This window comes from Methylobacterium sp. GC_Met_2 (assembly GCF_026540795.1).
Lineage (GTDB): Bacteria > Pseudomonadota > Alphaproteobacteria > Rhizobiales > Beijerinckiaceae > Methylobacterium.
In genome coordinates this window covers 18,486-45,479 of record NZ_JALNUM010000001.1, presented here as the reverse complement: position 1 = coordinate 45,479, position 26,994 = coordinate 18,486, and the positions used below count along the sequence as shown (strand labels likewise).

Here is a 26,994-nt window from a genome sequence, read left to right as displayed (position 1 = left end):
AAATCCATTTTGGCGGGAGTCGAGCGCGCCTGCACTCAATCAGCCGTAGAGACGCGCTTGTCGCGGGCGCCGCGTAACGCCACGCTGGCCGGGACGATGCGCAACCCGCGGGTATCGAGGTCGCGCGCCCAGCGCGCGATTCGATCGACCGTCAGCGCAGCGCCGCTGGCCGAGACGAGGGTGAACCCGTTGGAACGGGCACGCGCCTCGGCCTGCGCCAGGGCGGCATCGATGGCGTCAGCCCGCGGGGTCGCGTCGAGGACGATCTCGGCACGGGCGACTGGCGTGCGGGTCTTGTTGACGGGGGCGGTCGCGGGCTTGGGGCCGGTGCCGTCGTCGAGGAAGCCAAGGCCCCGGGCGCCGATCTCGCGCAGGATCGGCTCGAAGGCGGCATCCGCCATCAGCTTCGATCCCATGAAGTTCACGGTGCCGACATAGCCGGGAAAGCGCGCCAGCGCCCAGGCGAGGCGATCGGCATTCTCGGGTCCCTTGAGGGAGGTGAGCAGCCCCTGCGGCCCGGGGTCGCTGTCCGGATAATCGAACGGCTCCATCGGCAGTTGAAGGAAAACCTCATGCCCGGCGTCGCGGGCTCGTGCCGCGGCGCGCTCGGCCTCGCTGCCGTAGGGCAGGAAGGCGAGGCTGACGGCAGCCGGCAAGCGTGCGGTGGCACCGGCCGTGGCGGCCTGCCCGACACCGAGACCGGTTACCACGATGGCGATGCGGGGGCCGGTTCCTGTGTCCTCGGACCGGGCGTAGACATCGAGCGCGCGCACCCGGCCTTCGCCGAGCTTCGGCATGATCCCGTGCCGGCCCGTCTCGCTGATCCGGGGATCCGGGGCGGCGGCCAGACGTGGTGCGGTCGGGGACGGGACACGGATCACCACCGCGTCGGTCGGGGCGGAGCCCAGCGGGCGCACCACCGTGACGCCTGAAGCCGACTCGATCTCTTCCGCGCTGCGCTGAAGCTGCCCCTGCCCGGGCGCCGTGGTGGCGACCTGCGGCTCGACGGCAGCGACCGGAGCCGCGGGGCGCGCCACGGCCTCGCGGATCGCGATCACGGCCTCCGCGTGGGGTTCGCCGCCCTGGGGATCGCCAAGCGCCACGACGAGGCCGAGGGACGCCACGAAGGCCGCCGCGATCGCCCCAGCCGCAACCTTCGGCCGGCGCAGGGCCGCGACGATCCGGCCGTACCGCCCGCTGGGCTGGTCCGGCGCCTGGGCCTCCGCCACCCCGAGGGGGCGCGTGAGGATATCGTCGTTGGATTCGGTCAAGCGGCGCTCGATGCGGAATCGCGATTCCAACCGCGCCGGAGCGGCGCGGATCTCCGACTCCATTGCGGACCGGTATGGTTAACGATCCTCTAAGCTCCGGTCCCGAACAGAAAAATCCCGCCCGGCTTCGAGCCGGACGGGATGGCATAACGTCGCTTCAGGCTTCGAAGATCAGTTCGGCAGGCTTGGCTTCTGCTGCTGCGCGCTCGGCGCCCCGTTGGCGGCGCCCTTCTGGATGCCGTGCAGGAAGTCGACGGCCGAGATGAGCTGCTTGTCCTTGGCCGGATCCGGCGGGACGTAGGCGGAGGAGCCGCCCCGCTCGTCGGTATCCTTCTGCTTCAGGTGGCCCTTCAGGCCGGCCTCGCCCTTGGTCTCGTCCTTGCCCTTCAGCTCGTCCGGCACCTCCTGCAGCACCTCGACGTCGGGCTCGATGCCCTTCGCCTGGATCGAGCGGCCGGACGGCGTGTAGTAGCGAGCCGTGGTCAGCCGGAGGGCGCCGGAGCCGCCGAGCGGGATGATCGACTGCACCGAACCCTTGCCGAAGGAGCGCGTGCCCATGATGGTCGCGCGCTTGTGATCCTGCAGGGCGCCGGCCACGATCTCGGAGGCCGAGGCCGAGCCGCCGTTCACCAGCACCACCACGGGCTTGCCCTTGGTCAGGTCGCCGGACTTGGCCGAGAAGCGCTGCGTCTCGTCCGGGTTGCGGCCGCGGGTCGAGACGATCTCGCCGCGATCCAGGAACGCATCCGACACCATCACGGCCTGATCGAGCAGGCCGCCCGGGTTGTTGCGCAGGTCGATGACGTAGCCCTTGATCTTGTCGGCACCGATCTCGCTCGTGAGCTTGTCGATGGCGGCGCGCATGCCGTCGAAGGTCTGCTCGTTGAACTGGGTCAGGCGGATATAGGCGACGTCGCCGCCCTCGACCTTGGAGCGCACCGGCTTGATCTTGATCACATCGCGGGTGAGCGTGACGTCGATCGGCTCCTTCGACTCCTTACGGCTGATCTTGAGCTTCACCGCGGAGTTCACCGGGCCGCGCATCTTGTCGACCGCTTGGTTCAGGGTCAGCCCCTGGACCTGATCGTCGTCGATCTGGGTGATGACGTCGTTGGCGAGCAGGCCCGCTTTGGCGGCGGGGGTGTCGTCGATCGGCGTGACGACCTTGATCAGGCCGTCTTCCATCGTGACCTCGATGCCGAGGCCGCCGAACTCGCCGCGGGTGGTGGTCTGCATGTCGCGGAACGCCTTGGCGTCCATGTAGCTCGAATGCGGATCGAGCGACGTCAGCATGCCGTTGACGGCCGCCTCGATCATCTTCGACTCGTCCGGCTTCTCGACGTAGTCGGTCCGGACCTTCTCGAAGACGTCGCCGAACAGGCTGAGCTGGCGATAGGTTTCGGCCGAGGCGGCGACGGCTCGCGGACCCGACAGGAAGTCGGTCTGGGTGGCCACCATGGAGGTGCCGGCACCCAGGAAGGCGCCGAGCATGATCAGGGAAGTCTTGCGCATCAGCCGCGAACCTTCTCGCCAAGTACCGTATTATTCGGGCTCTTTGCCCACCACGGCTCCGGATCGATGGAGCCGCCGTCCTTCTTGAATTCGACGTACAGCGTGGGATCGCCCTCGGACCCGTTGAGGCCCGCGCCCTTCTCGCCCATGCTGCCAACCGGCTCGCCCGCGAGCACGAACTGGCCGACCTCGACGCTGATCTGTTCCATCCCCGCGAGCAGGAGATAGTAGCCGTCGCCCGCGTTGATGATCAAGAGTTGGCCATAAGACCGGAACGGACCCGCAAACTGCACCCAACCGTCGGCCGGTGAGGAGACCGTCGCCTTCGGACGGGTCGAAAACGACACGCCGCGGGTGGTTCCGCCATTGCCGTCGGGCTGATTGAAGGCCCGCGCCAGCCTCCCGCTCACCGGCCGCGGCACTTCGCCCCGCGCCTCGGCGAAATGCACCTTCGGTGCCAGCCGGGCAGGGTCGCGGAAGCCGGCCGCGGCAAATCGCTCCTGCGTCGCCTTCACCTCGCGCTCAGCCGCCGCTTTGGCCTCCTCGGCCGAGCGCTTCGCCGCAACGGCCTCCGCCTCGGTCCGGTCCATCAGGTCCTTCAGGCTTTTGGCCTGGGTGCCCAGTTCGGCGGCGCGGCGACGCTCGGCATTGAGGCCGCTTTCGACCTCGGCCTGACGGGCGCGCCGGGCCGCCACCAGGGCTTCGAGCCGCTGCCGCTCCCGCGCCCAGCCGGCGAGATCGTTGCTCAGGCCTTCCTTGTCCTGGGCGATCAGCCCCCGCAGGCGGATCATTTCTGCGAGATCGGCGGCGAGCGTATCGACCTCGCCGCGCAGCTCCGGCACCACCGCGCCGAGCAGCATCGAGGTTCGGATCGCCGCGAGCATGTCCTCCGGGCTCACCAGCACCGCGGGCGGCGGGCGCCGGCCCATGCGCTGCAGCGCGGCCAGGATCTCGGCGACGACGCCCCGGCGGGCCTGGAGCGAGCGCCGAATCGCCGACTCGCTCTCGGTCATGGCCTTCAGGCGCTCCTCCAGGCGGCTCAGCCGCTCCTCGGTCGCCTGCGCCTGACGGCCCGCGTCGAGGAGGGCGCTATCCAGCTTGGACCGGTCGGACCCGATCGCCGCGATCTCGGTCTCGAACTGCGCGCGCTGGCTGGTGCTCGCGGCCAGCGCGTCCTGCACGCGCTTCAGGTTCTCGGCGCGCCGGTCGCGTTCCTCGTTGGCCCGCTGCGTGGCCTCGGCGTCCGCGGGGGAGGGCGGCTCGGCGTGCACGGGCGCAGCGAGGCAAGCGGTTGCCAGAAGAAGAAGGATGGGTAGGGCTCGGCTCAGGTCGCTCCCATTCAACCCCCTCATCCTGAGGTGCCGAAGCGCAGCAGAGGCCTCGAAGGAGGGCTCCAGGGGACGTCGCGACTTCTGGAGTCCTCCTTCGAGGCGCGCTGATGCGGGCACCTCAGGATGAGGGGGTTGGGTGGCAGTGGCGGTGCATAGCCGGCGCGCAGCCTCCACCGCCCGCCGTGCCCAATCGGTCTCGATGTCCATCCACGCCACGCCGGTCAGCCCGCCTCGCCCCGGTGATAGGGGTGGCCGGCCAGGATGGTCAGGCTGCGATAGATCTGTTCGAGGGCGAGCACGCGCACGAGTCCGTGGGGCAAGGTCGCCGCCCCGAACGACAGAATCAGCTCGGCCTTCGTCCGAATTGAGGCATCGAGGCCGTCCGGGCCGCCGATCGCCACCATCAGCGCCGGCCGGGACGCATCGCGCCAGCCGGCGAATCGCTCGGCGAGGGTCTCGCTGGAGAGATCGGCACGGCCGCGCTCGTCATAGGCGACCAGGACCCCACCGGGTGGAAGCAGAGCGCCGAGCGCCGTCGCCTCCTCCGCGCATCGGTCGACGGCGCGCCGCGCGCGGGATTCCGGGATCTCGACGCTATCACAGGCGGGGAAGCCGAGCCCGCGGCCCAACTGACCAGCGCGCTCGCGATATCGTGACGCCAACTCGCGCTCGGGCCCTGCCTTGAGCCGCCCGACCGCCGCCAGCAGGAGGCGCAACCGCCGGCCTAACCGACCGCGAGGCCGACCGGCCGATCCGCGCCCCACATCTTCTCGAGATTGTAGAAGCCGCGCACTTCCGGCCGGAAGACGTGCACCAGCACGTCGCCCGCATCGATCAGCACCCAGTCGCATGCGGGCATGCCTTCGACCCGGGCATTGCCGTATCCCCGGTTCTTCATCTCCTGGATGAATTTATCGGCGATCGAGCCCACGTGCCGCTGCGAACGGCCCGACGTGATGATCATCGTGTCGGCGAGCGACGTCTTCCCGACGAGATCGATGGCGATCGTCTCCTCAGCCTTCATCTCATCGAGGCATTCGAGGGCGAGGGCCTTGAGGTCGTCCGCGCGCGCCTGACCGGGCTCACCCGGGGCAGGAACGGGAGTGCGGATCGTCTCCGTGGGGTTCGTTTCGGGCAGCGTCCTGATTCCTCGTGGTGCCGCGCGGCGATGTCACGCTCCGCGGTCGTTCCTGAAATTGGCGGCATCGGGCGGCGATTGCAACTGCGCCGGTGCCGCGTCCCGGTCGCGTCCCCGCATACCGTTACGGATCTCTGTCGAGGACAGGCTCGAACGCGGCCCGTGCAGGAAGGTCCAGGCGGGCGGGCGGCGGAGCGCGAGCGTCGAGGCGGCCTCCTCGGGGATACGCGCTTTTGCAAGCCGCTGTGAAGCCCGGGCACTCAGCGGAGTCATAGTCCAGCCGGGCCGGTCGATCACCGCGATCGGCATAAGCCGCGCAATCTCCGAAAAGCCCTTCCAGCGGTGGAAATTGCCGAGCGAATCGGCGCCCATGATCCAGACGAAGTGAATGCCCGGGCAGCGCCGCGTGAGGAAGCGCAGCGTCTGGACGGTGAAGCGCACGCCCAGCGCCGCCTCGAACCCGGTCACCGCGATGCGCGGATGCCGGGCGATCCGGCGGGCGAGGGCACACCGGTCCGCGACGGCCGGAAGGGCGTTGCGGCTCTTCAGCGGATTACCCGGGCTCACGAGCCACCACACGCGGTCGAGCCCGAGACGGCGCATCGCCATCAGGGTCACGTGACGGTGACCGAGATGGGCGGGGTTGAAGGATCCGCCGTACAGGCCGATCCGCATGCCGGGGGCGTTCGGCGGCAGGTTCAGCCGCACGCCGGACCTTCAACCGCTGTCACGGACGGATCTGGCCGCTGCCGTGCACCCGATACTTGAAGGTCGTGAGTTGCTCGACGCCGACCGGGCCGCGGGCGTGCATCCGCCCGGTGGCGATCCCGATCTCGGCGCCGAACCCGAACTCGCCGCCGTCGGCAAACTGCGTCGAGGCGTTGTGGGTCACGATCGCGGAATCGACCTCGGCCAGGAAACGCGTCGCCTCGGCATCGTCCTGAGTGATAATCGCGTCGGTGTGATGCGAGCCGTAGGTCTCGATATGCTCGATCGCCGCGCCGATCCCTTCGACCACCCGGACCGCGATGACGGCGTCGAGGTATTCGGTGTGCCAGTCCTCCTCGGAGGCGGCGGTGACCCGGGGGTCGACGGCGCGGGCGGCGGCGTCGCCGCGGACCGCGCAGCCCGCATCCAGCAGGGCGGATACGAGCGGCGCGAGATGCGTGCCGGCGCAGGCTCGATCGACCAGCAGGGTCTCGGCGGCCCCGCAGACGCTGATGCGGCGCATCTTGCTGTTCAGCAACACGCTCCGTGCCATGTCGAGGTCGGCGTCGGCGGCGACGTAGACGTGGTTGATCCCATCGAGATGGGCGAAGACCGGGACCCGCGCTTCCTGCTGGACGCGGGCCACGAGGCCGCGACCGCCCCGGGGCACGATCACGTCGACGCATCCGTCGAGGCCGGACAGCATCAGGCCGACCGCCGTCCGGTCGCGGGTTGGCACGAGCTGGATCGCCTCGGCGGGCAGGCCGGCATCGGCCAGCCCCAGACTCATCGCACGGGCGATCGCCATGGCGCTTCGGTGGCTGTCGGAACCGGCGCGCAGGATCGCGGCATTGCCGGCTTTCAGGCAGAGCGCGCCGGCATCCGCCGTGACGTTGGGCCGGCTCTCGAAGATCACGCCGATCACACCGAGCGGGACGGTGATGCGCTCGATCAGCAGGCCGTTCGGCCGCTCGATGGCGGCGAGCTGGCGGCCGACCGGATCGGCCAGCGACCCGATCTTCTCCACCGCGTCCGCCATGGCGGCCAGACGGCCGGGATCCAGCGTCAGCCGATCGAGCAGGGCTGCGGTCTGGCCGGCCTTCTGCGCGGCCGCGACGTCGCGGGCGTTCTCCGCCAGGATCTCGTCCCCGCTGGCCCGGAGGCGTGCGGCGATCGCCTTCAGGGCGATGTCCTTGGTCTGGGCCGAGGCCAGCGCCATCTGCCGGGCGGCGGCCCGGGCGCGCCGGCCGATCGCCGCCATCTGCTCCGGCAGGGCCTCAGCCTCGGCGAAGTCCGATCTCAGGTTCAGAACGGGCACGCTGGCGTCCTCGTTTGGCGACGGCCGCTCAACGGCGCGACAGGGCAAGGGAGCCGTATTTGCACATCGTGCCGCGCGCCGACAAGTGTGCCGCGGCACGCAGGACAACTATACTTGATCGGGGTCATGCGGGCTGAATGCAGATCGATCACAACAGTCTTAGAATAATGCCAAGTCATCGCGATGCACCATCCAGGCGCGGCCGGGATAGTTCAGCAAGTCCGGGATGCGCGCGCTCGGATGACCGATGATCAGGGCCGCTTCGGCACTGTCATAGGCGACAAGACCGCGCCCGAGGACACGGCCCTCGGGGTCGCGGATCACCACGGCATCCCCGCGGGAGAAGCTGCCTTCGATCGCCCGGACGCCGACGGGAAGCAGGCTGGCGCCGCCCTGCAGGGCCTTCAGGGCACCAGAATCGATCGTGAGCGTTCCGCGCGGTTCGAGGGAGCCGGCGATCCAGGTCTTGCGCGCCGCCGTCGGCGTCGAACCGGACAGGAACCACGTGCAGCGTGCGCCCTCCCGGAGGGCCTTCAGCGGGTTCTTCCCGCGCCCATCCGCGATCACCAGATGGGTGCCGCCGGACACGGCGATCTTGGCGGCCTCGACCTTGGTGCGCATGCCGCCCCGCGACAGCTCGGAGGCCGGCCCGCCCGCCATCGCCTCGATTTCCGGGGTGATGCGTTCGACAACAGCCAGATGGCGCGCATCCGGATCGCTCTTCGGCGGTGCGGTGTAGAGGCCGTCGATATCGGAGAACAGGACCAGCACGTCGGCATCGATCATCGTGGCGACGCGGGCGGCGAGGCGGTCGTTGTCGCCGTAGCGGATCTCGGAGGTCGCCACAGTGTCGTTCTCGTTGACCACCGGCACGGCGCGCATTTCCAGCAGCTTCAGCACGGTCGCCCGGGCGTTGAGGTAGCGGCGGCGCTCCTCCGTGTCCTGCGGCGTCACCAGGATCTGGCCGGCCACGATGCCGTGATGGCCGAGCGCCTCGGCCCAGTGCCGGGCCAGGGTGATCTGCCCCACCGAGGCCGCGCCTTGGCTCTCCTCCAGCCGCAGGGGTCCGGGCGGCAGGCCCAGCACCGTACGTCCCAGCGCGATGCTGCCGGAGGACACGACCAGCACGTCGACGCCGCGCGCGTGCAACTCGGCAATGTCCTCGGCCAGCGCCGCGAGCCAGGCGTGCCGGAGACGCCCGGCGGTCCGGTCGACCAGGAGTGCCGACCCGACTTTGATGACGACACGGCGGAAATCTTCGAGGGTCGGGATCATGATTCGGGCGAACACGGATGCATGGGCGCGGTTTGAACGAAGCGGCATCCCTTGACCAGCCGCAGGCGGGCGCCTGTGGCGCGGGTCTTGAGAGCGTTCAGAGCTGGAACGCCGGCAATTCCGAGGCGATCGACCTCGATGCCTGGATCAGGGCCGGCCCGAATTGCCGCGTGGCGAACGGAGACGATCGCCCCGTTGAGGCGAAGCTGAGCGGCGTTGCAGGACCGCCTGAATCTGCGGGATGCTCATTGCGCGAATTCCGCCTCCGATCATCGGACATGTGTCTGCGGTCGCATCGTTTTCAGTATTGGGCCATAGCCGCCCGAAGGTCGGTGTGGATGAAATCATTGCCCTTATGGAGAAGCGGAAGAGATCGGCATTTCGCTGCCGCGTAAGCCGGACAATCTCCGATGTATCGCGTGCGATCATGACAGCCGTTCAGAGGGGGAGTCCGCTGTCGTCGTACATGTCGCTGTGATCGGATCCCGGGCCCGGCTTTCGGAACGGCGCCAAGTCTTGGGCCAGTTCGAGGTCCTGGGCGAGTTCGAGAAGGCAGTCGTCGCGCTTCTGCTGCTCCGGGGCGAGCGGTATGGACGGCGCAGTTTCCAGCACCGACTTGTCCGTGGCTAGAGCAGCCCGCGCGAGGCGCAGCGATTCGATGACGGCCGCATCGACCGTGACACCGCGCCGTTCTGCGCGTTCATGAGCGAGGCGGATCGCCTCACCGCTATCGAGGACCAAGACTTCGGTCTTCATTCACGCCTCACGCCGAGGGCGAGCCTAACTCCCGTCCGCTGTGCGCGTCACTCACGGCTGCCACGCGGCAACCGGCGCCCGATCAGCCTCGACGCTCGCATCGATCTGGGCCTGGAGCGCCCGCAGCGCTTCGGGCACGCCCTTGCGGCTCGCCGAGGACAGGACCAGCGGCGCGCGACCGGCGGCGCGCTTCAGCTTGGCCACCTGGCTCTTCAGCGTCTCGGCATCGAGCGCGTCGGCCTTGGAGAGGGCGACGATCTCGGGCTTCTCGGCCAGCCCGTTGCCGTAGGCCTCGATCTCGCCGCGGACCAGCTTGTAGGTCTTGCCGGCATGCTCGGTCGTGCCATCCACGAGGTGCAGCAGCACCCGGCAGCGCTCGACATGGGCGAGGAAGCGGTCGCCGAGCCCGACGCCCTCGTGCGCCCCCTCGATCAGCCCGGGAATGTCGGCGAGCACGAATTCGCGCCCGTCCGAGCGCACCACGCCGAGCCCCGGATGCAGGGTCGTGAAGGGATAATCGGCGATTTTCGGCTTGGCGGCCGTGACGCTCGCCAGGAAGGTCGACTTGCCGGCATTGGGCAGGCCGACGAGGCCGGCATCGGCGATCAGCTTCAGCCGCAGCCAGATCCACATCTCCTGGCCTTCCAGGCCGGGATTGGCGTGCTTCGGGGCGCGGTTCGTCGAGGTGGTGAAATAGGCGTTGCCGAATCCCCCGTTGCCGCCCTTGGCCAACCGGATCCTCTGCCCGACCTCGGTCAGGTCGGCCAACAGGGTCTCGCCATCCTCGGAGAAGATCTGCGTGCCGGCCGGGACCTTCAGCACCGTGTCGGCGCCGTTGGCGCCGTGGCAGTTCGAGCCCATGCCGTGCTCGCCCTTCCTGGCCTTGAAGTGCTGCTGGTAGCGGTAGTCGATGAGCGTATTGAGCCCCTCGACACACTCCACCCAGACGTCGCCGCCGCGCCCGCCATCGCCGCCGTTCGGGCCACCGAACTCGATGAATTTTTCCCGGCGGAACGAGACGCAGCCGGGACCGCCGTCGCCGGAGCGGACATACACCTTGGCTTCGTCGAGGAATTTCACGGTTCGTCTCTCATGCTACGGGTCGCCCGGAAGCGGCCCCGCGCGACATATGGATATGCGGGGCCGCCCTATGGCGATCCGGATCGTCAGGAGGCCAGGGCCAGGTCCGAGGCCGGACGCGGCTCGGCCATGGCCCGGTGGCGGACCCATTCGGCGCGCTCCATGGCAAACCAGTCCAGCTGCCGCGGGCCACCCCGCGCCGGGCTCGGTGTCGCGCGCCGTTCGGTCCAGCGGAAGCCGACCTTCTCGATCACCCGCCGCGTGCCTTGGTCCTCCGGCAGGGCACCGACCGTCAGCCGCTCCCCACAAGCATACGCGAAGAAGGCGTGGACTAGGCTTGTCGCCGCCTCGCTCATCAGACCGTGCCCCCACCAGGGCCGGCCGAGCCAGTAGCCGAGATGCGGCGTGCCGTCGGCCTCGGTGATCGCGATCAGTCCGATCAGGCTGCCGGGGCTCTCGCGGCGCGCGAGGGCCAGGGTCAGGCCCGTTCCGGCGCTGTTGGCGCCGCGGATCTCGATGAGGAAATCGTCGACCGCGCGGCGGTCGAGCGGGTGTGGGATGTGGGCCGTCATCTCGGCCACGGCCCGCTCGCCCGCGAGCGTCACGATGGCCGGCGCATCCTTCGCGGTCGGCCAGCGCAGCCACAGCCGCTGCGTTTCGATCCGGAAGACATCGTCACGGGTCAGATCGGGGAACATCGTGCCCTCGCAGGGCGATGCGCCCGGCTCCGGGGCACCGCCTCAAGACGACGAAGGGGAGGATGGCGTCCCATCCTCCCCGGTGTTCCGTCCGATCCGGCCCGTCAAGGGCTGGGCTACGACGTTGCCGGTCCGGTGTGGGACACCGGGCGGGACGCCAGCTTCGCCACTCTGGGCGCCCGCCTGTTATTCCGCGGCCTCGGCCAGCGGTGCTACGGTCACGAAGTCGCGCCCGCGGCGCGTCTCGAAATGGACATGGCCCGGTACCAGCGCGAACAGCGTGTGGTCCTTGCCCATGCCGACATTGGCGCCGGGATGCCATTTGGTGCCGCGCTGGCGCACGATGATGTTGCCCGGAATGACGGCTTCCGAGCCGAACTTCTTGACGCCGAGACGACGGCCGGCCGAGTCGCGGCCGTTGCGGGACGAGCCGCCTGCTTTCTTGTGTGCCATGGGATGCGCTCCGAATTCTGATCTGCTGCGATGCGGTCGCGGATCGGGTCCCCGGGGACCGTGACGCGCCCAGCGTTGAGCCGGCCTTAGGCCGAGATGCCGGTGATGCGGACCACCGTGTGGTCCTGCCGGTGGCCGCGCTTGCGGCGCGAGTTCTGCCGGCGGCGCTTCTTGAAGGCGATCACCTTCTTGTCGCGGCCATGGCGCACGATCTCGCCCGTGACGCTGATGCCCGACAGGGTCGGCGCGCCGACCTGGGTGGCGCCCGCGCCGTCCGCGAACAGGAGGACCTCGCCGAAGGTCACGGCCTCGCCGGCCTCGCCGGCCAGGGTGGCGATGGTGATGGTGTCGTTGGCGGCGACGCGGTACTGCTTACCGCCCGTCTTGATGACTGCGAACATCGTTCTCTCGTGTTCTCGAACGGCCTCCGGGGCGGCTGCCCCTGGACCGGCTTCTTGTTTGAAGTCATTGCCGGGCTTGAGCCCGGACAACGCGAAACGCGCAGACCCCGAAGAGAGGCCGCGCGCCATGTTTGGTCACTAGGGGCCGTGCGGCCGCGTGTCAATCCTTTGCCGTCTGCCTGCGCGGTCTGCGTCAGCGGAACCGCGCGCCGGTTACCAGGATGCCCTTCGCCACGGAGCCGTCCGGCCCGAAGGCCTGGAGCGCATTCGCGCACCACGCGTCCCGGCCCACGGTGGCCAGTTGCTGGCGGACCTGGCTCGCGCGGGTCCGCAGCTTCTCCTGAAGCACCGGTTCCTGGCCGGTATTGACCCGCGCGGCGAGGCGCAGGTTCGTCAGCTGGCCGGCCTTCACCTGCACGCCCGGACAGGCCTGCTCGGCGATGATCGTCGTGGTCGCGGCGTCCGCATAATTGTCGAGGGGCGAGGCCGGAACGGGCGCAGCGGGTACCTGCGCGACGGCCGGGCCACCCAGGACCAGTGGCAGAAGAATCAAGGCCATCCGCATCGTACAGGTCTCCGGAAGTCGGTTTTGCGATGCTGGTCCGGTCGACAGAGCCAACGGTCCCAATCTACCGAGCGTTGCCGCTCCCCACCGTGCGGGGGGAAGGAGATGCGCGGAACCGTTCATCTCCCCTTCGCGGAGAAACATGAACCCGGTGGCATTACGGGGCCGCCTTGAACTCGCCCTCGATCCGCAGCGTCACCTCGTCTCCGAGTTGTGGCAGGTAGGCGTTGATGCCGAACTCCGAGCGCTTGATCACCGCCCGCCCATCGAATCCGACCGTGTAGCGCTGGTCCACCGGGTGAATGCCGGCCTGATTGAAGGTCGCGTCGATCGCCAGCGGGCGCACGGTGCCGCGCAGGGTCAGGTTGCCGCTGATGCGCGCCGTCGTCGGGCTCGTCGGCTCCACCTTGGTGGCGGTGAAGCTCGCCGTCGGGAACTTGGTCGTGTCGAAGAAGTCCGGCGCCGCGAGATGCTCGTTCAGGCGGGTGCTGCCGGTGATCACGCCGCCGAGCGGCACGCTGACCGAGAGCTGGCTCGTCTCCGGGCTCTTCGGGTCGAGGGTCAGGTTTCCGGTCAGGCCGGCGAACTGGCCGTAATAGGTCGAATAGCCGAGATGCGAGACAGACCACGTGATCTTGCCGTGGTCGGGATCGAGCACATAGGCCCCCGGACGCACCTGGGTGGGGTCCGCGCTCGGCACGATTGGAACGGGCGCGGCGGGATCGTCGGCCGCCCGGGCCGGCGCGAGGGCGAGCAGGCCCAGCAGGGCGAGAAGTGGCGCGCGCATGGTCGTCCCCCAGACTTGTCACCCCGCGGCCGGCCAAGCTCGGCCGGCGGGGCGACCCTGATTTCACGAAGTCCCGGCCCGCTCAAGCGCGTCTGGCGGACGCGCCCGCGCTTCTGTAGGCCATCCGAAGCAGCGGGCAGGCGTGAAATGATCGGTAAACTCAAGGGCATCGTGGATTCGTTCGGCGAGGATTTCGTGATCCTCGACGTTTCGGGGGTCGGATACATCGCGCATTGCTCGGCACGGACCCTCCAGCGCATGCCGAAGGTCGGAGAGCCGGCCGAACTCTCCATCGAGACCCATGTGCGCGAGGATATGATCCGCCTGTACGGCTTCCGGTCCGACGCCGAGCGGGAATGGTTCCGCCTGCTCCAGACCGTACAGGGCGTCGGCGCCCGCGTGGCTCTTGGGGTGCTCTCGGTCATGGAACCCGATGCCCTGGCCGGCGCCATCGCGACGGGGGACAAGAGCGCGATCAGCCGCGCGCCCGGCGTCGGCCCACGGCTCGCGGCCCGACTTACGGCCGAGCTGAAGGACAAGGCGCCCGCCTTCTCGCCCCTCGATCCGGCCCTCGTGGCCCTGGCCGGCGCCGTCGAGGCGGGTGCCCCCGCCGGCCCCGTCGCCGACGCGGTGTCGGCGCTCGTCAATCTCGGCTACCCGCAGGTCCAGGCCGCGACCGCGATCGCCGCCGCATTGAAGGAAGCCGGACCGGAGGCCGAGGCCAAGGTGCTGATCCGGTTGGGCCTGCGGGAACTGGCCCGCTGACGGCACGCCGCGGGGCCGGGCGCCCGCAGGGTGATTCGCATACGCCAAATCCATTCCCTTGACCGATCGGCCGCTGAGTGACATGTCCAGGCAAGACCGGTAAGATATTGAAAAGTCGCCACTTTTCAACTTTTCTAAACTGGCGGACAGGAGTGGCGCGGCCCGGACATGCGGGTCACGCCGGAAAAGGCGGGATCTGCGGGGCGCATGATCGTCTGTTCTTGCAATGTCATCTCCGACGGCGCCGTTCGGTCCTGTCTGGCACCGGGTCCGGGCTGTCCGCGGACCCCCGCGCAGGTCTATGCCTGTCTCGGATGCAGCCCGAAATGCGGGCGCTGCGCCCGGACCATCCGGGATATCATGCGCACGGCCCTGGGTCAGGACGGCGCACCGGACAGCAGCCATGCCTGCTCCGCGTCTTGCGCTCAAGCATGCAGTTTGGTTTTATTCCAAACTGCGGATGAGGGAGTCGCCGCCTGACGTGACTGCCCCCGCCTGAGTTAATCTAAGGAGTTCGGGGGCTATGAAGGGCGACACCAAGGTCATCGAGTATCTGAATCATGGCCTGCGCAGCGAGCTGACCGCGGTCAGCCAGTACTGGCTCCACTTCCGTATGCTCAACAACTGGGGTTACATCGACCTTGCCAAGTTCTGGCGAAAGGAGTCGATCGAGGAGATGAACCACGCCGACCGGTTCATCGATCGGATCCTGTTCCTCGAGGGCTTCCCGAACCTGCAGGAACTCGAGCCCCTGCGTATCGGGCAGAACGTCACGGAGGTTATCGAGTGCGACCTCGCGGCTGAGCACGGCGCGCGCAATCTCTATCTCGAGGCGGCTCAGTACTGCGATTCGATCAACGATCGCGTGTCCATGCGCCTGTTCGAGGAACTGGCCGAGGACGAGGAAGGCCATATCGACTTCCTCGAGACGCAGCTCGACCTGATCAAGCAGATCGGCCTGCCGCTCTACGCGCAGCGCCACATCGGCGGTCTTGAGCCGATCGCCCCCGAGAAAGATTGATTTGAAACGGGCTCCGGCACCGCTGGAGCCCGGCTCCGATATGTCTACTTCGTGAGCCGAGGCACTCTCTCCTCCCCGGCGATCCCGGGCCGGCCCTGGATCGCTCGAGCTTGTAGGGAGGAGTTGGAGGTGGGGGTCGTGCAGGATGCGTCGTTACGATGCCTTCTGCACCACCCCCACCCCTGGCCCCTCCCCACAAGAGGGAGGGGAAAAGCGCCTTTTTCTCAGGATGTTGGTGTTAGACCGGCACGTCGGAATCCGTTAGGCAGCGGGGAGGGGGCCCCAAGGCCGGCTCCCCTTCTGTCGGGATATGAGGGCACAGATCAGGATGCGGCTCGTCGTGGTGGGCGCCGATGGGCGCATGGGACGGATTCTGGTGCGCGCCGTTGCGGAGGCGGAGGGGTGCATGCTCTCGGCTGCGATCGAGCGCCCCGGCTCGTCCGCCCTCGGGCAGGATGCGGGGATCCTGGCCGGCCTCGCGCCGCTGGGCGTCGCCGTCACCGACGATCCGCTTGCCGCTTTCGCGGCCGCCGACGGGGTGCTCGACTTCACGACGCCCGCGGCCACCATCCAGTTTGCCGAACTGGCCGCCCAGGCCCGCATCGTCCACGTGGTCGGAACCACGGGCCTGTCGGATGACGACCGCGAGGCGCTGAAGGCGGCCTCGTATCACGCGCGGATCGTGCAGTCGGGGAACATGTCGCTCGGCATCAACCTGATGGCGGAGCTCGTCCGGCGCGTGGCGAAATCGCTGGGCGACGAATTCGATATCGAGATCAGCGAGATGCATCACCGCATGAAGGTGGATGCCCCATCGGGCACCGCGCTGATGCTGGGCGAGGCCGCCGCCGACGGCCGCGGCGTTGCGTTGAAGGCGGTCCGCGTCTCCACGCGGGACGGCCAGACCGGCGCGCGCAGGCCCGGCGATATCGGCTTCGCGACCCTGCGGGGCGGGACGGTCGTGGGGGATCACAGCGTGATCTTCGCCGGCGCGGGCGAGAGCCTGACGATCAGCCACCATGCCGCCGACCGCGGGCTCTTCGCCACGGGGGCGGTCAAGGCGGCGCTGTGGGCCCACCCGAGGCCGCCGGGCCTCTACAGCATGGCCGATGTCCTCGGCCTCTGACGGGGAGCCCCATGGAACGCCTTTTGGTGCTCACCCGGCACGGCCAGAGCGAATACAACCGCCAGAACCTGTTCACGGGCTGGCGCGACCCCGAACTGACCGAGCGCGGCGTCGCGGAGGCGGAGGCTGCCGGCTGGCGGTTGCAGCGGGAAGGGTTTTCGTTCGACGTCGCGTTCACCTCCGGTCTCGTGCGGGCCCAACGCACCTGCGCGCTCATGCTCGACGCCATGGGCCTCGCCGGCATCCCGGTGGTGCGGGACGGCGCGCTGAACGAGCGCGATTACGGCGACCTCGCCGGCCTCGACAAGGACGAGGCCCGCAAGCGGTGGGGTGACGAACAGGTCCACCTCTGGCGCCGCGCCTACGACGTGCGCCCGCCCGGCGGCGAGAGCCTGAAGGACACGGCCGCGCGGGTGCTGCCCGTCTACATCGCGGCGATCCTGCCCCGGGTGATGCGCGGCGAGCGGGTCTTGGTGGCGGCCCACGGCAACTCCCTCCGGGCCCTGGTGATGGTGCTCGACGGGCTCGCCAGCGACGCGGTCGCCGCCCTGGAGATCAGGACCGGCGAGCCGCTGATCTATCGGCTCGCCGCCGACACGACAGTCGCGGAGAAGCGCGTGCTCCCCCGGGACGAAGGCGGCGCCTGAGTGGCGACGGAACTGGCGCCGGGCCTGATCCACCACCCGGGCTACCTCGATCCGGCAGGCCGCCTCCACCTCGCCGACGAAGTCGCAGCGGTGCTCGAGGCAGCGCCGCCCTACGTCCCGCGGATGCCGCGTACCGAAAAACCGTTCTCGGTGCGGATGTCGAATGCCGGACCGCTCGGCTGGATCTCGGACCGGGACGGCTATCGCTATCAGCCGACGCATCCCGAGACGGGCCGGCCCTGGCCCGCGATCCCGTCGACCGCGCTGGCGGCCTGGGATGACCTGGCGCGGTATCCCGCGCCGCCGGAGGCCTGCCTGATCAACCTCTATGATCCGGCCGCCCGCATGGGCTTGCACCAGGACAAGGACGAGGCGGATTTCGCGGCCCCGGTCGTCTCCCTGTCGCTCGGGGCGCCCGCTTTGTTCCGCTACGGCGGGCTGCGGCGCGGCGATCCGACCCGCTCGATCCGGCTGCTCGCCGGGGATGCCGTCGTGATTGGGGGCGCGGCGCGGCTGATCTTCCACGGGATCGACCGGCTCTATCCATCCGCCGATCTGCTGGCCGAGGATCCGCTGCCGGGGTTTTTGCCGGCCGGCGGCCGCTGCAACCTGACGCTGCGCCGGGTGCGTGCGACGATCGGCCGAGCGGGCGAACCGGGGCTCCCAATGTCCTGATTGCTCAAGCGCTTGACAGAGGCGACGCGGCGTCCGACGCATCGCGGGAGGCGCAGCCCGATCGGCCGCCCTGGTGACACGAAGGCTGATGCTGGTGCGGAACCTGTCGTTGCGTCTCGGGTGGACCCTCGTCCTCGGGAATCTGATTTTCGGCACCGCGGCCTGGGCCGGGGAGCCGGTCTTCCCGCCGGGCTCCCGCTTTGGCTTCGAGCCGCCCGCCGACATGTCGCTGTCGCGCCGCTTCACGGGCTTCGAGCGCAAGGAGGGCGGCGCCACCGTATCGGTGGTCGAACTGCCGCCGAACGCCTTCGCCGAGATGGTCAGCGGCTTCACCGACGCGAACCTCCTGAGCCAAGGCTTCGCGGTCGAGAAGCGCGAGGAGATCAAGATCGGCGACAACGAGGGCATGCTCTACACCGGCGAGCAGCCCGCGGATCCGAACGCCTCCGCGCCGCCGATCCGGAAGTGGATCCTCGTGATCGGCGCCCCCGGCGTGACCGGCCTCGTCATCGCCCAGGCGCTGCCCGATGCCGAGACCGAGGAGACCATGCGCCGGATGGTGACCGGGGTCTCCCTGCGCCCCGCGCTTACGCTGACCGAGCAGGTGGACGCGCTGCCGTTCCGGATCGGCGATATGGCGGGCTTCCGCCCCGTCCGGGTGCTGGCCGGAAATTCGGTCCTGCTGACCCTGGGCCCCAAGGACCAGATGCAGAATCTGGCGCAGCCGATCCTGGTCCTGGCTCAGGCGGTGCAGCAGCCGCCGACCGCCGAGCAGCGCGACGGCTTCGCCCGCGCCGCCCTGGCGTCCAACCAGACGCTCAAGGATTTCGTGATCGAGCGGGCGCAGAGCTACCGGTCGAACGGCGTCGACTGGCACGAGATCGTGGCCCGCGCGGTCGACCAGCCCACCAACCTACCGGTGGTGGTCTCGCAGACGATCCGCTTCAACCCGGATGGCTATCTGCGCGCGCTGGGCGTGGTCCGCGAGGACCAGCGGACCGGGGTGCTGGCGAAGTTCCGCGAGCTGGTCGACAGCGTGCAGCTGAAGTAGACCCTCACCACACCGCCGCCTGCCCGTCGCGGCGCGGATCGCTCGCCGCCACGTAGCCCTCGGTCGCCGGATCGCCCATCCGCCAGATGAACTGGCCGGCGCCGAAATCCTGGTAGCTGTCCTCGATCACCTCGATCCGGTGGCCCAGCGCCTTCAGCCGGTCGACGGTCGCGGATGGCATCGCGGATTCGACGTTGATGTCGAGGCCCTCGCTCACGCGCCAGCGCGGCGCGTCGCAGGCGGCCTGCGGATTCTGGCCGTGGTCGAGCATCCGCACCAGGGTCTGGACATGGCCCTGCGGCTGCATGTTGCCGCCCATTACGCCGAAGCTCATCACCGGCGCCCCGTCCCGCGTGAGGAAGCCCGGGATGATGGTGTGGAACGGCCGCTTGCCCGGCGCCACGACGTTGGGGCTGTCCGGATCGAGCACGAAGCCGTAGCCGCGATTCTGCAACGAGATGCCCCAGCCGGGCACCACCACGCCGGAGCCGAAGCCCATGAAGTTCGACTGGATGAAGCTCACCATCATGCCGGATTCGTCGGCCGCGGTGAGGTAGATCGTGCCACCGGCGGGCGGCTTGCCGGGGCCGAACACCTGGGCGCGGCCGAGGTCGATCAGCTTGGCGCGGCTCGCCAGATAGGCGGGATCGAGCATCGCCTCGGACGTCAGCTCCATCCCGCGCGGATCGGCGACGTACCGGTAGGTGTCGCTGAAGGCGAGCTTCATCGCCTCGATCTGGAGGTGCTGCGCCTCGGGCCCGTCGACGGGCAGGCCCGCGAGGTCGAAATGCTCCAGGATGCCGAGGGCGATCTGCGCCGCGATGCCCTGGCCGTTCGGCGGGATCTCGTGGAGCGTGGAGCCGCGATAGCCTTGCGCCGTCGGCGTGACCCATTCGGGTTTGTAGGCGGCGAGGTCGGCGGCCGTCATGGCGCCGCCGTTGGCCTGCGCATGTGCGGCGATCGCCGCGGCGATCTCGCCCCGGTAGAAGGCCTCACCCTTGGTCTCGCCGATCAGCCGCAGGGTCTTCTCGGCGCCGGGGAAGGTCACCAGCTCGCCGACCTCCGGTGCCCGACCCTTCGGCAGGAAGAAATCCGAGAACCCCGGCTGACGGGTGATCGCCTCGATCCGGGCTGCGGCTGCCCATTTCTGCTGCACGACGACGGGGGCGAGGTAGCCGCGCTCGGCGATGCGGATCGCCGGCTGCATCAGGTCGGCGAAGGGGAGGCGGCCGAAGCGCTCGCTCAGCGCGACCCAGGCGGCGACCGCGCCCGGAACGGTGACCGAATCCCATCCGCGCATCGGCGGCCGCTCGGCCGGTCCGTACTTGTTCAGGAAGTAGTCCCGGGTCCAGGCCGCCGGTGCCCCGCCTGAGGCGTTGAGGCCGTGCAGCTGCTTCCCGTCCCACAGGATGCAGAAGGCGTCCGAACCCAGTCCGTTGCTGCACGGCTCGGTCAGGGTTTTGGCGGCGGCCGTCGCGATGGCGGCGTCCACGGCGTTGCCGCCCGCCTGGAGCATCTGGATCCCGGCCTGTGCGGCCAGGGCGTGCGAGGTCGCCACGCAATTGCGCCCGAACATCGGCATGCGCAGCGACGGATACCCGGTCGCCCAATCGAACGGCTTCATGGCTCGGATCCCGCCTCGGCAACCTGTCGGCTTCTGCACCGCTTGGCATACAGGATTACCGGTATCGGTGAAGGCCCGAAGCCGCGAGTTGGCAAACGAAAAGCGCGGACCCGAAGGCCCGCGCTTGAAAGAACGTGATGTTGCGACGGGTCGCCTTAGTACGGGCGGCCGTAGAGCGGCGAGGTCGGGTCCAGCCGGTCGACGAAGGACAGGTCGACGTTGCGGATGGCCGACGAGCGGGCGCCGATGAACGGCCCGTTGGTGATCGGATCCGGCAGGATCCCGCGGCCGAAGCGATCGGTCGGGCCGTAGGGCGGGGTCAGCTGGTTCGACGCCGCGATCAGGTAGGGGTTCAGGGCCGGGTTGCGCGAACCGCCGGCGCCCGGAACGTTCGAGGTCAGCGGCACGTTGCCGGCATCGAGCCAGCTGCGCGGGCGAACCCGGATCGGAAGGGGACGGCTGACGCGATAGATCGGGCCGGGGACGAAGCCGTCCTGCGCTTGAGCCGGCGCAGAGGCGCCAAAGCCGGCAGCGGCGATGACGCCGAGAAGTGCGATCCTGAGCGAGCGCATGGCTAACCTTGCGTGTGAGTGCCACCAGTATGGCGACCGAAGCTTAACAGTTCGACGCCTTTCACGATAAGACGCTTGGGCGAAGCTGTTGTTCCACCTTTATGGCTGAGCTTGTGCGATTTGCCACATTGAGGCCTTATTTTTTGTTGCGCGCCCGTTTCCCGGTCGGTGTGATCGGAACGGAGACCTCCGCAACCTTCGTCACGGGGCAGGATCGGGACGCGGGCGCTGTCGCCGAGAAGGCGGCCGTCGTCTCGGGATCGGCGAGGTCGACGAAGCTCAGCGCATCGATCGTACAGGCCAACGCCTGAGCCTCGGGCGGCTGCCCCAGCGGTGCACAGGACCAGCCGTCGAGCCGGAACCCGGCCTCCAGGGTGACGAATCCCAGGCAGGCCCGCGGCGCAGGATTGGCGAACGTGACCTCCAGTGTATCGACCGCACCGAACTTGGTCTGGATCCGGCCGCGTGATCCGGTCCGGACCACCGCGAGCGCCGGCCGGTCGAGGGACGGGCCGGATGCGGCGCGTCGGGCCATCAGGATGAACAGGGTCGGGGCGGCGCCGGCATTCATGCCGCGCGTGAGCGTCAGCCGCAGCGCCGGGGCCTCGACGGCAGCCACATCCCCACGGCTCAGCACATCCTCGCGCAAACCCGTGCGCGGTTCGATCCCGGCGGTGACGTGCACCGGATCGATCCCGGGCTGCGCAAGATCGAACAGGGCGACGGGAATCGGCGGCGCTGCCGGCGCGGCCGGCATCCTGGGCTTGAACCCGATTTTGGCTTCGATCGCCACAGCAGGTGCGCCCCCGGGCGAACCCGATCCGCGACCCGGACGCCATGCGGCGACGCACAGCAGGGCGATCACGGCCGAGGCCAGCACCAGACGCCAGCCAAGGGCGCCCCGCGACAGCGTCACCCAACCCGTGAGACCCGACATCAGACCGGCGGGCGCGCGCCCGTCCAGTGCCTCCCCCGATCCAGCCACAATGACACCCTGCGAACAGAGAACCGCGTGTTCCGTCCTTGATCGTCAGGGCAAAGGATTGAATTCCCCTGGCGATCCCACGATCGTCACCGGTTTCCCCGCGTCAGGGTGAATCGATCGCTGCATCGGGCCCGGCCTTGACAGCGCTGTTCCGGGCGCGCCTTGCTCGGGCAGGCCGTCGATCCCACCCCCGTCGAGGATGCGATCCGCGGCCGCGTCCGTTCGGCGGGCGCTGTCCGGCCGGAACGATCCTTCGGCCGATGTGTCTGGCTTGAGCGTGGCACCCGGATCGGTCGGGGTTTTCCGCGCGGAGACGAGAGATGGGTTACAAGGTCGCCGTCGTCGGCGCCACGGGCAACGTGGGCCGCGAAATCCTCGATATCCTGGCCGAGCGGGCTTTCCCCGCCGACGAGGTCGTGGCGCTGGCCTCGCGCCGCAGCCAAGGCCAGGAGGTCTCCTTCGGCGACAAGACGCTTAAGGTCAAAACACTCGATTCCTACGACTTCTCCGACACGGACATCTGCCTGATGTCGGCCGGCGGCGAGACGTCGAAGGAGTGGTCGCCGCGGATCGGCCAGCAGGGCTGCGTCGTGATCGATAACTCCTCGGCGTTCCGCTACGACGCCGACGTGCCGTTGATCGTGCCCGAGGTGAACGCCGACGCGGTGGTGGGCTTTACCAAGCGCAACATCATCGCCAACCCGAACTGCTCGACTGCGCAGCTGGTCGTCGCCTTGAAGCCGCTCCACGAGGCGGCCACGATCAAGCGCGTCGTGGTCTCGACCTACCAGTCGGTCTCCGGTGCCGGCAAGGAGGCGATGGACGAGCTGTTCAATCAGACCCGCGCGGTGTTCACCGCGGGCGAGATCAAGGAGGGTGGCAAGTTCACCAAGCGCATCGCCTTCAACGTCATCCCCCACATCGATGTGTTCATGGAGGATGGCTACACGAAGGAAGAGTGGAAGATGGTCGCCGAGACCAAGAAGATGCTCGACCCGAAGATCAAGCTGACGGCCACTGCCGTCCGCGTCCCGGTCTTCATCGGCCACGCCGAGGCTGTGAACGTCGAGTTCGAGCGTCCGCTCTCGCCCGAGAAGGCCACCGAGATCCTGCGCGCCGCCCCCGGCGTGCTGGTGATCGATAAGCGCGAGAACGGCGGCTACATGACCCCCCACGAGGCGGCCGGCGAGGACGCGACCTACGTCTCGCGCATCCGCGAGGACGCGACGATCGAGAACGGTCTGAACTTCTGGTGCGTCTCGGACAACCTGCGCAAGGGCGCAGCGCTCAACGCGGTGCAGATCGCCGAGGTGCTGGTCAACCGGAAGCTGCTCAACCGGTCCAAGCGCGCCGCCTGAAGCGGCTCGTTTTTCCAAAGAGAAGCTCGACGCCACCCCTCTCCCCGCTTGCGGGGAGGGGCCCGCACGGACCTCGCGGTCCCCGCGGGAAGCGCAGGCGAAGCCGGAGCGAAGGTGAGGGGGCGGCTCCGGAAAAGTCTCGTCCTGAATCACCTCCTCACCCTCGCCTGCCGCCTCGCTTCGGCGACGACAGGGTCGCCGAAGCCCTCTCCCGGCAAGCGGGGTAAGGGGCTCAACCGCGATCGTCGGCGCAGCGGACGATCTGCGAACCCGCTCGCCCCCAAGCCACCCTGTCACGCGCCTGTCACAGCCTCCGATCACGCCCCTCGGCGGAACCATCGGAGATTCGTCGTGCAGCGCGCACTCACTTCCTGCCTGATCGGATTGGGGCTCCTGGCTGCGTCAAACGCACAGGCCGAGCCCCGCAACGTCGTGCTCTTCGTCGCTGACGGCCTGCGCTACGGCATGGTCACCGCCGCCAATGCCCCGACCATGGACCGGCTGATGAAGGCCGGCGTACGCTTCACCAACACCCACTCCCTGTTCCCGACCTTCACGATGCCGAATGCCACCGCGATGGCGACCGGGCACATGCTCGGCGATACCGGCCAGTACGGGAACACGATCTACACCGCCTTCCCGGTGCCGGGGGCGGGCGAGAGCCTCACGCCGTTCCTGGAAAGCGACCCGGTGCTCGGCGATGTCGATGAGCATTTCGCCGGCAATTACCTGAACGAGGAGACGATCCTGCGGGCGGCGCACGCCAAGGGTCTGTCGACCGCCAGCATCGGCAAGCTCGGGCCGTCCCTGGTTTTCGATCACACGGCCCGATCCGGCCAGGAGACGATCCTGATCGACGACAGCACCGGCCGCCCGGCCGGGATCCCGCTGAGCGAGGAGCTCAAGGCCCGCCTCGGCACCGCCGGCCTGCCGGTCCAGGCGCCGAACCGCGGCGCCAACGGTGCGGCCGGCAATGCCGACGCGCCGGGGACGCTCGCCGCCAACGTCGATCAGCAGGCCTATTTCGCCGAGGTTGCCGCCAAGGCGGTGCTGCCGCTGTTCAAGACGCGCAAGACGCCGTTCGTGCTGGTGTTCTGGTCACGCGATCCGGACGGGACCCAGCACAACCAAGGCGACAGTCTCGGCCGGCTGGTCCCAGGCATCAACGGACCGACCAGCCTCGCCGCCATCCGCAACGCCGACACCAACCTCGCCACGCTGCTGGCCGCATTGAAGGACCAGGGCCTCGCGGAGTCGACCGACGTGATCCTAACCTCGGACCACGGCTTCTCGACCATCTCCAAGGAGAGCGCGACGAGTTTTTCCGCGAGCCAGAGCTACAAGGGCGTCCCGAGCCGTCAGCTGCCGCCGGGCTTTGTCGCCATCGACATCGCGCACGCGCTCGACCTCGGTCTGTTCGATCCGGACGCCAAGGGCGCCAAGCTCGGTGCCGGGAACTACCCAAGCCGCGCGAACGGCCTGATCGGCACGGATCCGGCCAGGCCCGACGTGGTCGTGGCGGCCAATGGCGGCTCGGACCTTGTCTACATTCCGAACGGCGACCATGCCCTGGCCCAGCGGGTCGTCGAAGCCCTGTCCCGGCAGGACTACGTCAGCGGCCTGTTCGTCAGCGCCGCCCTGGGCCCGATCCCGGGCACGCTGCCCCTTTCGGCGATCGCGCTGGACGGCTCGGCCCTGACGCCGATGCCGGCCATCGTGGTCAACTTCCGGAGCTTCTCCACCGGCTGCGCCGATCCGACCACCTGTGGTGTCGAAGTCTCCGATACCGGGCTGCAGCAGGGCCAGGGCATGCACGGGAGCTTCTCGCGGGCCGATACGCGCAACGTGATGGGCGCGGCCGGCCCGAGCTTCCGCGCCGGCCTCGAAAGCCCGGTCCCGGCGAGCAATGCCGATCTCGGCAAGACCATCGCCTCGATCCTCGATCTGAGGATCCTCGACAAGGGCACGCTGGTCGGGCGGGTGCTCACGGAGGCGTTGGCGAACGGTGCCACGTCGAACGCCGAGACGCATGTCCTGCGCTCGGAGCCGGACACGACCGGCCTCACCACGATCCTGCGCTATCAGACGGTCGGACAGACCCGCTATTTCGACGCTGCCGGGTATCCGGGGCGGACGCTGGGTCTGATCGACGAAGGCCATCCGGGGTCAGCCGAAGCCCATTGACGATTCCGGCGACGCCCGTTGCCGTGCCGGATCCAAGATCCGGCGCGGTGTCGGCGGCCTACGCCATGCCGAGCGCCTGCATGTAGAGCTCCAGAATGGCTTCCTGCTCCTGGCGCTCGCTGTGATCCTGCTTGCGGATCCGCAGGATGGTGCGGACCGCCTTGGAGTCGAAACCCCGGCCCTTCAGCTCGGCGAACACCTCCTTGATGTCGCCCATGATGCCGGCCTTCTCCTCCTCCAGCCGTTCGAGCCGCTCGATGAACTGCTTCAGCTCGTCGGCGGCCACACCTTCGGCCGACGAGACGTCGCCGCCGGGCCGCTGCGCGGCGCTGGGCATCGAATGGGCGTTCATGGGGCTCTCCGGACTACACGGCGCAGTTGCGCCCTGACCCGTGGTTAATGGGGCGAACTTACCGGAAGCTGAACCGATTCGCGGCTGCTCAATGCCCCTTCGCCTGATTCGCCGCGAAGCCCGCCTGCTGCGAGGCGCTGGCCTCGGTTTGATGCTTCGCCTTCCATTCCTCATACGGCATGCCGTAGACCGCCTCCCGACTTGCGTCCTTGGTGAGCGCCACGCCCGTCTCGTCGGCGGCGTCCTTCAACCAGTTGGACAGGCAGTTCCGGCAGAAGCCCGCCAGATTCATCAAATCGATGTTCTGCACGTGCGTGCGCGTCCGCAGATGCGCCACCAGCCGGCGAAACACCGCTGCTTCGAGTTCGATTTGCGTGCGTGCTTCGAGATCATTCATCAATCGCGTGCCTTCTTCGCGTACGAACTCGAATTTCGGAATCGGAAGCGCCGGGATCAAGCCGCCATCAGCGGACGCAGGATGCGGGCGAAGCGCGCGGCCCATTCCGCCTGACCGGCCTCGTCGGTGATCAGATCCTGACGGATCTCCACCAGGGCGTTCGGAAGCCCGCGCGCCGTGGCGTGGCGGTCGATCGTGTCGCCCGGCAGGCCCCCGCCGTAGGGCTGGTTGTCGCCGACCGTCAGCCCGGCCGGATCGGCTGCCAGCGCGTCGATCAGCGGGCGGGCGAAGCGCGCGTCGTGATCGTACAGGATGCCGACCTGCCAGGGCCTCGGGATGCCGCGCCAGTAGGGCGTAAAACTGTGCATGGTCAGGATCTTAGCCGGCCGCCCCGCTGTTTCGGCGGCGCTGATCGCGGCGTCGATGGCTTCGTCGAACGGCGCGTAGAACCGGGCGATCCGGGCCAGCTTGCCGGCTGCGTCGATCCGAGCATTGCCGGGAACCACCGCGCCGTCGGAGAGGCGCATCACCAGCGTCGGGTCGGCCCGGCCGCGGTTCGGATCGATGATCAGCCGCGAAAAATTCGTCAGGATCGCCGGCGCGCCGAGTTGCGCCGCCAGGCTCCGGGTCACCGCCGCGGCACCGATGTCATAGGCGATATGCCGGGCGAATTCGGAGGGCGGCAGGCCGAGCTCGATGTCCGGTGGGACGAAATTCGAGGCATGATCGCAAACGATGACGAGGCCGCAGGCGGGATCGCCCGGTATGATCTCGCAGGGATGCGGCACCTGGGCGGCGGCTTCATTCTCCGGACGGGTCACGGGGCTCCGAGGTCTTCCAATCTGTGCGGGGGCGCCGAAGGCGCTTGCCGTGGCGCGAAGGCTCGGGCAGATCACCTATCAAGGATCGTGCGCTCACGGCAAGAAACGGGCCCGCCGCCCCGG

The 26,994-nt window shown here is 68.9% G+C and carries 30 protein-coding genes; 9 read left to right on the top strand and 21 right to left on the bottom strand.

Annotated elements, in window-relative coordinates; all coding sequences use genetic code 11:
* Positions 1-35: 35 nt before the first annotated feature.
* The 15 genes from OXS49_RS00240 to OXS49_RS00165 all read right to left on the bottom strand — a co-directional run bounded on the left by OXS49_RS00240 (position 36) and on the right by OXS49_RS00165 (position 13,293).
* Entirely contained in the window at positions 36-1,271 is a 1,236-nt protein-coding gene (locus tag OXS49_RS00240; RefSeq protein WP_267420782.1) for a divergent polysaccharide deacetylase family protein, read from the bottom strand.
* Positions 1,272-1,442: 171 nt separating this feature from the next.
* Positions 1,443-2,783 carry a S41 family peptidase gene (locus tag OXS49_RS00235; RefSeq protein ID WP_267420780.1) on the bottom strand — a complete coding sequence of 447 codons (1,341 nt, stop codon included), beginning with the start codon at positions 2,781-2,783 and terminating at the stop codon, positions 1,443-1,445.
* The gene (locus OXS49_RS00230) at positions 2,783-4,135 is read right to left on the bottom strand and encodes a peptidoglycan DD-metalloendopeptidase family protein (RefSeq protein WP_244002997.1); all 1,353 of its coding nucleotides are present in this window, start codon (positions 4,133-4,135) and stop codon (positions 2,783-2,785) included. The genes OXS49_RS00235 and OXS49_RS00230 overlap by 1 nt, the downstream gene beginning before the upstream one ends.
* A gap of 200 nt (positions 4,136-4,335) precedes the next feature.
* Entirely contained in the window at positions 4,336-4,830 is a 495-nt protein-coding gene (rlmH, locus tag OXS49_RS00225) for a 23S rRNA (pseudouridine(1915)-N(3))-methyltransferase RlmH (protein ID WP_244002999.1), read from the bottom strand.
* Positions 4,831-4,838: 8 nt separating this feature from the next.
* Complete coding sequence (rsfS, locus tag OXS49_RS00220; protein WP_267420913.1) at positions 4,839-5,225, bottom strand: ribosome silencing factor; 387 nt, start codon at positions 5,223-5,225, stop codon at positions 4,839-4,841.
* 60 nt (positions 5,226-5,285) lie between these two features.
* Positions 5,286-5,927 carry a nicotinate-nucleotide adenylyltransferase gene (locus OXS49_RS00215; protein ID WP_244003213.1) on the bottom strand — a complete coding sequence of 214 codons (642 nt, stop codon included), beginning with the start codon at positions 5,925-5,927 and terminating at the stop codon, positions 5,286-5,288.
* Positions 5,928-5,979: 52 nt separating this feature from the next.
* Complete coding sequence (locus OXS49_RS00210) at positions 5,980-7,278, bottom strand: glutamate-5-semialdehyde dehydrogenase (protein ID WP_267420778.1); 1,299 nt, start codon at positions 7,276-7,278, stop codon at positions 5,980-5,982.
* Positions 7,279-7,437: 159 nt separating this feature from the next.
* The gene (proB, locus tag OXS49_RS00205) at positions 7,438-8,553 is read right to left on the bottom strand and encodes a glutamate 5-kinase (protein ID WP_244003003.1); all 1,116 of its coding nucleotides are present in this window, start codon (positions 8,551-8,553) and stop codon (positions 7,438-7,440) included.
* Positions 8,554-8,991: 438 nt separating this feature from the next.
* Positions 8,992-9,309 (bottom strand): hypothetical protein, encoded by a 318-nt coding sequence (locus OXS49_RS00195; protein WP_267420777.1) that lies wholly within the window; start codon positions 9,307-9,309, stop codon positions 8,992-8,994.
* A gap of 51 nt (positions 9,310-9,360) precedes the next feature.
* Positions 9,361-10,389 carry a GTPase ObgE gene (gene obgE, locus OXS49_RS00190; protein ID WP_267420775.1) on the bottom strand — a complete coding sequence of 343 codons (1,029 nt, stop codon included), beginning with the start codon at positions 10,387-10,389 and terminating at the stop codon, positions 9,361-9,363.
* A gap of 86 nt (positions 10,390-10,475) precedes the next feature.
* The gene (locus OXS49_RS00185) at positions 10,476-11,087 is read right to left on the bottom strand and encodes a GNAT family N-acetyltransferase (RefSeq protein WP_267420774.1); all 612 of its coding nucleotides are present in this window, start codon (positions 11,085-11,087) and stop codon (positions 10,476-10,478) included.
* A 186-nt stretch (positions 11,088-11,273) separates the two neighbouring features.
* Complete coding sequence (gene rpmA, locus OXS49_RS00180; RefSeq protein ID WP_243921109.1) at positions 11,274-11,540, bottom strand: 50S ribosomal protein L27; 267 nt, start codon at positions 11,538-11,540, stop codon at positions 11,274-11,276.
* Positions 11,541-11,626: 86 nt separating this feature from the next.
* Positions 11,627-11,941, bottom strand: coding sequence for a 50S ribosomal protein L21 (gene rplU / locus OXS49_RS00175; protein WP_238286425.1), 315 nt, complete (start codon positions 11,939-11,941; stop codon positions 11,627-11,629).
* A 193-nt stretch (positions 11,942-12,134) separates the two neighbouring features.
* The gene (locus OXS49_RS00170) at positions 12,135-12,500 is read right to left on the bottom strand and encodes a hypothetical protein (RefSeq protein WP_244003011.1); all 366 of its coding nucleotides are present in this window, start codon (positions 12,498-12,500) and stop codon (positions 12,135-12,137) included.
* Between the two features lie 163 nt (positions 12,501-12,663).
* The gene (locus OXS49_RS00165; RefSeq protein WP_244003013.1) at positions 12,664-13,293 is read right to left on the bottom strand and encodes a YceI family protein; all 630 of its coding nucleotides are present in this window, start codon (positions 13,291-13,293) and stop codon (positions 12,664-12,666) included.
* Positions 13,294-13,440: 147 nt separating this feature from the next.
* Between OXS49_RS00165 and ruvA the strand changes: the two genes are divergently transcribed.
* From ruvA to OXS49_RS00130, 7 genes are all read left to right on the top strand, one after another.
* Positions 13,441-14,058 carry a Holliday junction branch migration protein RuvA gene (gene ruvA / locus OXS49_RS00160; protein ID WP_244003015.1) on the top strand — a complete coding sequence of 206 codons (618 nt, stop codon included), beginning with the start codon at positions 13,441-13,443 and terminating at the stop codon, positions 14,056-14,058.
* Positions 14,059-14,265: 207 nt separating this feature from the next.
* Complete coding sequence (locus OXS49_RS00155; RefSeq protein WP_244003215.1) at positions 14,266-14,538, top strand: (2Fe-2S)-binding protein; 273 nt, start codon at positions 14,266-14,268, stop codon at positions 14,536-14,538.
* A 43-nt stretch (positions 14,539-14,581) separates the two neighbouring features.
* A complete protein-coding gene (gene bfr / locus OXS49_RS00150; RefSeq protein ID WP_267420773.1) occupies positions 14,582-15,079 on the top strand; it encodes a bacterioferritin in 498 nt (165 codons plus the stop codon).
* Between the two features lie 328 nt (positions 15,080-15,407).
* A complete protein-coding gene (gene dapB / locus OXS49_RS00145) occupies positions 15,408-16,205 on the top strand; it encodes a 4-hydroxy-tetrahydrodipicolinate reductase (protein ID WP_244003019.1) in 798 nt (265 codons plus the stop codon).
* Positions 16,206-16,216: 11 nt separating this feature from the next.
* A complete protein-coding gene (locus OXS49_RS00140; RefSeq protein WP_244003021.1) occupies positions 16,217-16,852 on the top strand; it encodes a 2,3-bisphosphoglycerate-dependent phosphoglycerate mutase in 636 nt (211 codons plus the stop codon).
* Positions 16,853-17,527, top strand: coding sequence for an alpha-ketoglutarate-dependent dioxygenase AlkB (locus OXS49_RS00135; protein ID WP_267420772.1), 675 nt, complete (start codon positions 16,853-16,855; stop codon positions 17,525-17,527).
* Positions 17,528-17,615: 88 nt separating this feature from the next.
* Positions 17,616-18,578 carry a hypothetical protein gene (locus OXS49_RS00130; protein WP_267420771.1) on the top strand — a complete coding sequence of 321 codons (963 nt, stop codon included), beginning with the start codon at positions 17,616-17,618 and terminating at the stop codon, positions 18,576-18,578.
* Positions 18,579-18,582: 4 nt separating this feature from the next.
* Here OXS49_RS00130 and OXS49_RS00125 read toward each other — a convergent pair whose 3' ends face one another.
* The 3 genes from OXS49_RS00125 to OXS49_RS00115 form a co-directional block, all read right to left on the bottom strand.
* A complete protein-coding gene (locus OXS49_RS00125; protein ID WP_267420770.1) occupies positions 18,583-20,202 on the bottom strand; it encodes a gamma-glutamyltransferase family protein in 1,620 nt (539 codons plus the stop codon).
* Positions 20,203-20,357: 155 nt separating this feature from the next.
* Positions 20,358-20,774, bottom strand: coding sequence for a hypothetical protein (locus OXS49_RS00120; RefSeq protein WP_244003030.1), 417 nt, complete (start codon positions 20,772-20,774; stop codon positions 20,358-20,360).
* 136 nt (positions 20,775-20,910) lie between these two features.
* Positions 20,911-21,711, bottom strand: coding sequence for a hypothetical protein (locus OXS49_RS00115; RefSeq protein ID WP_267420769.1), 801 nt, complete (start codon positions 21,709-21,711; stop codon positions 20,911-20,913).
* Positions 21,712-22,079: 368 nt separating this feature from the next.
* Here OXS49_RS00115 and OXS49_RS00110 point away from each other — a divergent pair, with 368 nt between their 5' ends.
* Together OXS49_RS00110 and OXS49_RS00105 are read left to right on the top strand one after the other, a co-directional pair.
* A complete protein-coding gene (locus OXS49_RS00110) occupies positions 22,080-23,117 on the top strand; it encodes an aspartate-semialdehyde dehydrogenase (RefSeq protein ID WP_243921087.1) in 1,038 nt (345 codons plus the stop codon).
* Between the two features lie 351 nt (positions 23,118-23,468).
* On the top strand, positions 23,469-25,301 hold the full coding sequence (locus OXS49_RS00105) for a nucleotide pyrophosphatase/phosphodiesterase family protein (protein ID WP_267420768.1): 1,833 nt from the start codon (positions 23,469-23,471) through the stop codon (positions 25,299-25,301).
* A gap of 58 nt (positions 25,302-25,359) precedes the next feature.
* Here OXS49_RS00105 and OXS49_RS00100 read toward each other — a convergent pair whose 3' ends face one another.
* The 3 genes from OXS49_RS00100 to OXS49_RS00090 all read right to left on the bottom strand — a co-directional run bounded on the left by OXS49_RS00100 (position 25,360) and on the right by OXS49_RS00090 (position 26,871).
* A complete protein-coding gene (locus OXS49_RS00100) occupies positions 25,360-25,638 on the bottom strand; it encodes a DUF2312 domain-containing protein (RefSeq protein WP_243921361.1) in 279 nt (92 codons plus the stop codon).
* Between the two features lie 103 nt (positions 25,639-25,741).
* A complete protein-coding gene (locus tag OXS49_RS00095) occupies positions 25,742-26,050 on the bottom strand; it encodes a DUF1244 domain-containing protein (RefSeq protein ID WP_267420912.1) in 309 nt (102 codons plus the stop codon).
* Between the two features lie 56 nt (positions 26,051-26,106).
* Positions 26,107-26,871, bottom strand: a complete 765-nt coding sequence (locus tag OXS49_RS00090; RefSeq protein ID WP_267420767.1) for an N-formylglutamate amidohydrolase — start codon at positions 26,869-26,871, stop codon at positions 26,107-26,109.
* Positions 26,872-26,994: the final 123 nt, after the last annotated feature.

What these genes read in the sequence shown, in the direction of transcription:
- OXS49_RS00235 (WP_267420780.1), bottom strand. Translation starts at nt 2,783, where the DNA reads ATGCGCAAGACTTCCCTGATCATGCTCGGCGCCTTCCTGGGTGCCGGC.
- OXS49_RS00230 (WP_244002997.1), bottom strand. Translation starts at nt 4,135, where the DNA reads ATGAGGGGGTTGAATGGGAGCGACCTGAGCCGAGCCCTACCCATCCTT.
- OXS49_RS00215 (WP_244003213.1), bottom strand. Translation starts at nt 5,927, where the DNA reads ATGCGGATCGGCCTGTACGGCGGATCCTTCAACCCCGCCCATCTCGGT.
- proB (WP_244003003.1), bottom strand. Translation starts at nt 8,553, where the DNA reads ATGATCCCGACCCTCGAAGATTTCCGCCGTGTCGTCATCAAAGTCGGG.
- OXS49_RS00195 (WP_267420777.1), bottom strand. Translation starts at nt 9,309, where the DNA reads ATGAAGACCGAAGTCTTGGTCCTCGATAGCGGTGAGGCGATCCGCCTC.
- OXS49_RS00185 (WP_267420774.1), bottom strand. Translation starts at nt 11,087, where the DNA reads ATGTTCCCCGATCTGACCCGTGACGATGTCTTCCGGATCGAAACGCAG.
- rpmA (WP_243921109.1), bottom strand. Translation starts at nt 11,540, where the DNA reads ATGGCACACAAGAAAGCAGGCGGCTCGTCCCGCAACGGCCGCGACTCG.
- rplU (WP_238286425.1), bottom strand. Translation starts at nt 11,941, where the DNA reads ATGTTCGCAGTCATCAAGACGGGCGGTAAGCAGTACCGCGTCGCCGCC.
- OXS49_RS00170 (WP_244003011.1), bottom strand. Translation starts at nt 12,500, where the DNA reads ATGGCCTTGATTCTTCTGCCACTGGTCCTGGGTGGCCCGGCCGTCGCG.
- OXS49_RS00165 (WP_244003013.1), bottom strand. Translation starts at nt 13,293, where the DNA reads ATGCGCGCGCCACTTCTCGCCCTGCTGGGCCTGCTCGCCCTCGCGCCG.
- ruvA (WP_244003015.1), top strand. Translation starts at nt 13,441, where the DNA reads ATGATCGGTAAACTCAAGGGCATCGTGGATTCGTTCGGCGAGGATTTC.
- OXS49_RS00155 (WP_244003215.1), top strand. Translation starts at nt 14,266, where the DNA reads ATGATCGTCTGTTCTTGCAATGTCATCTCCGACGGCGCCGTTCGGTCC.
- bfr (WP_267420773.1), top strand. Translation starts at nt 14,582, where the DNA reads ATGAAGGGCGACACCAAGGTCATCGAGTATCTGAATCATGGCCTGCGC.
- dapB (WP_244003019.1), top strand. Translation starts at nt 15,408, where the DNA reads ATGCGGCTCGTCGTGGTGGGCGCCGATGGGCGCATGGGACGGATTCTG.
- OXS49_RS00140 (WP_244003021.1), top strand. Translation starts at nt 16,217, where the DNA reads ATGGAACGCCTTTTGGTGCTCACCCGGCACGGCCAGAGCGAATACAAC.
- OXS49_RS00130 (WP_267420771.1), top strand. Translation starts at nt 17,616, where the DNA reads ATGCTGGTGCGGAACCTGTCGTTGCGTCTCGGGTGGACCCTCGTCCTC.
- OXS49_RS00125 (WP_267420770.1), bottom strand. Translation starts at nt 20,202, where the DNA reads ATGAAGCCGTTCGATTGGGCGACCGGGTATCCGTCGCTGCGCATGCCG.
- OXS49_RS00120 (WP_244003030.1), bottom strand. Translation starts at nt 20,774, where the DNA reads ATGCGCTCGCTCAGGATCGCACTTCTCGGCGTCATCGCCGCTGCCGGC.
- OXS49_RS00115 (WP_267420769.1), bottom strand. Translation starts at nt 21,711, where the DNA reads ATGTCGGGTCTCACGGGTTGGGTGACGCTGTCGCGGGGCGCCCTTGGC.
- OXS49_RS00110 (WP_243921087.1), top strand. Translation starts at nt 22,080, where the DNA reads ATGGGTTACAAGGTCGCCGTCGTCGGCGCCACGGGCAACGTGGGCCGC.
- OXS49_RS00100 (WP_243921361.1), bottom strand. Translation starts at nt 25,638, where the DNA reads ATGCCCAGCGCCGCGCAGCGGCCCGGCGGCGACGTCTCGTCGGCCGAA.
- OXS49_RS00095 (WP_267420912.1), bottom strand. Translation starts at nt 26,050, where the DNA reads ATGAATGATCTCGAAGCACGCACGCAAATCGAACTCGAAGCAGCGGTG.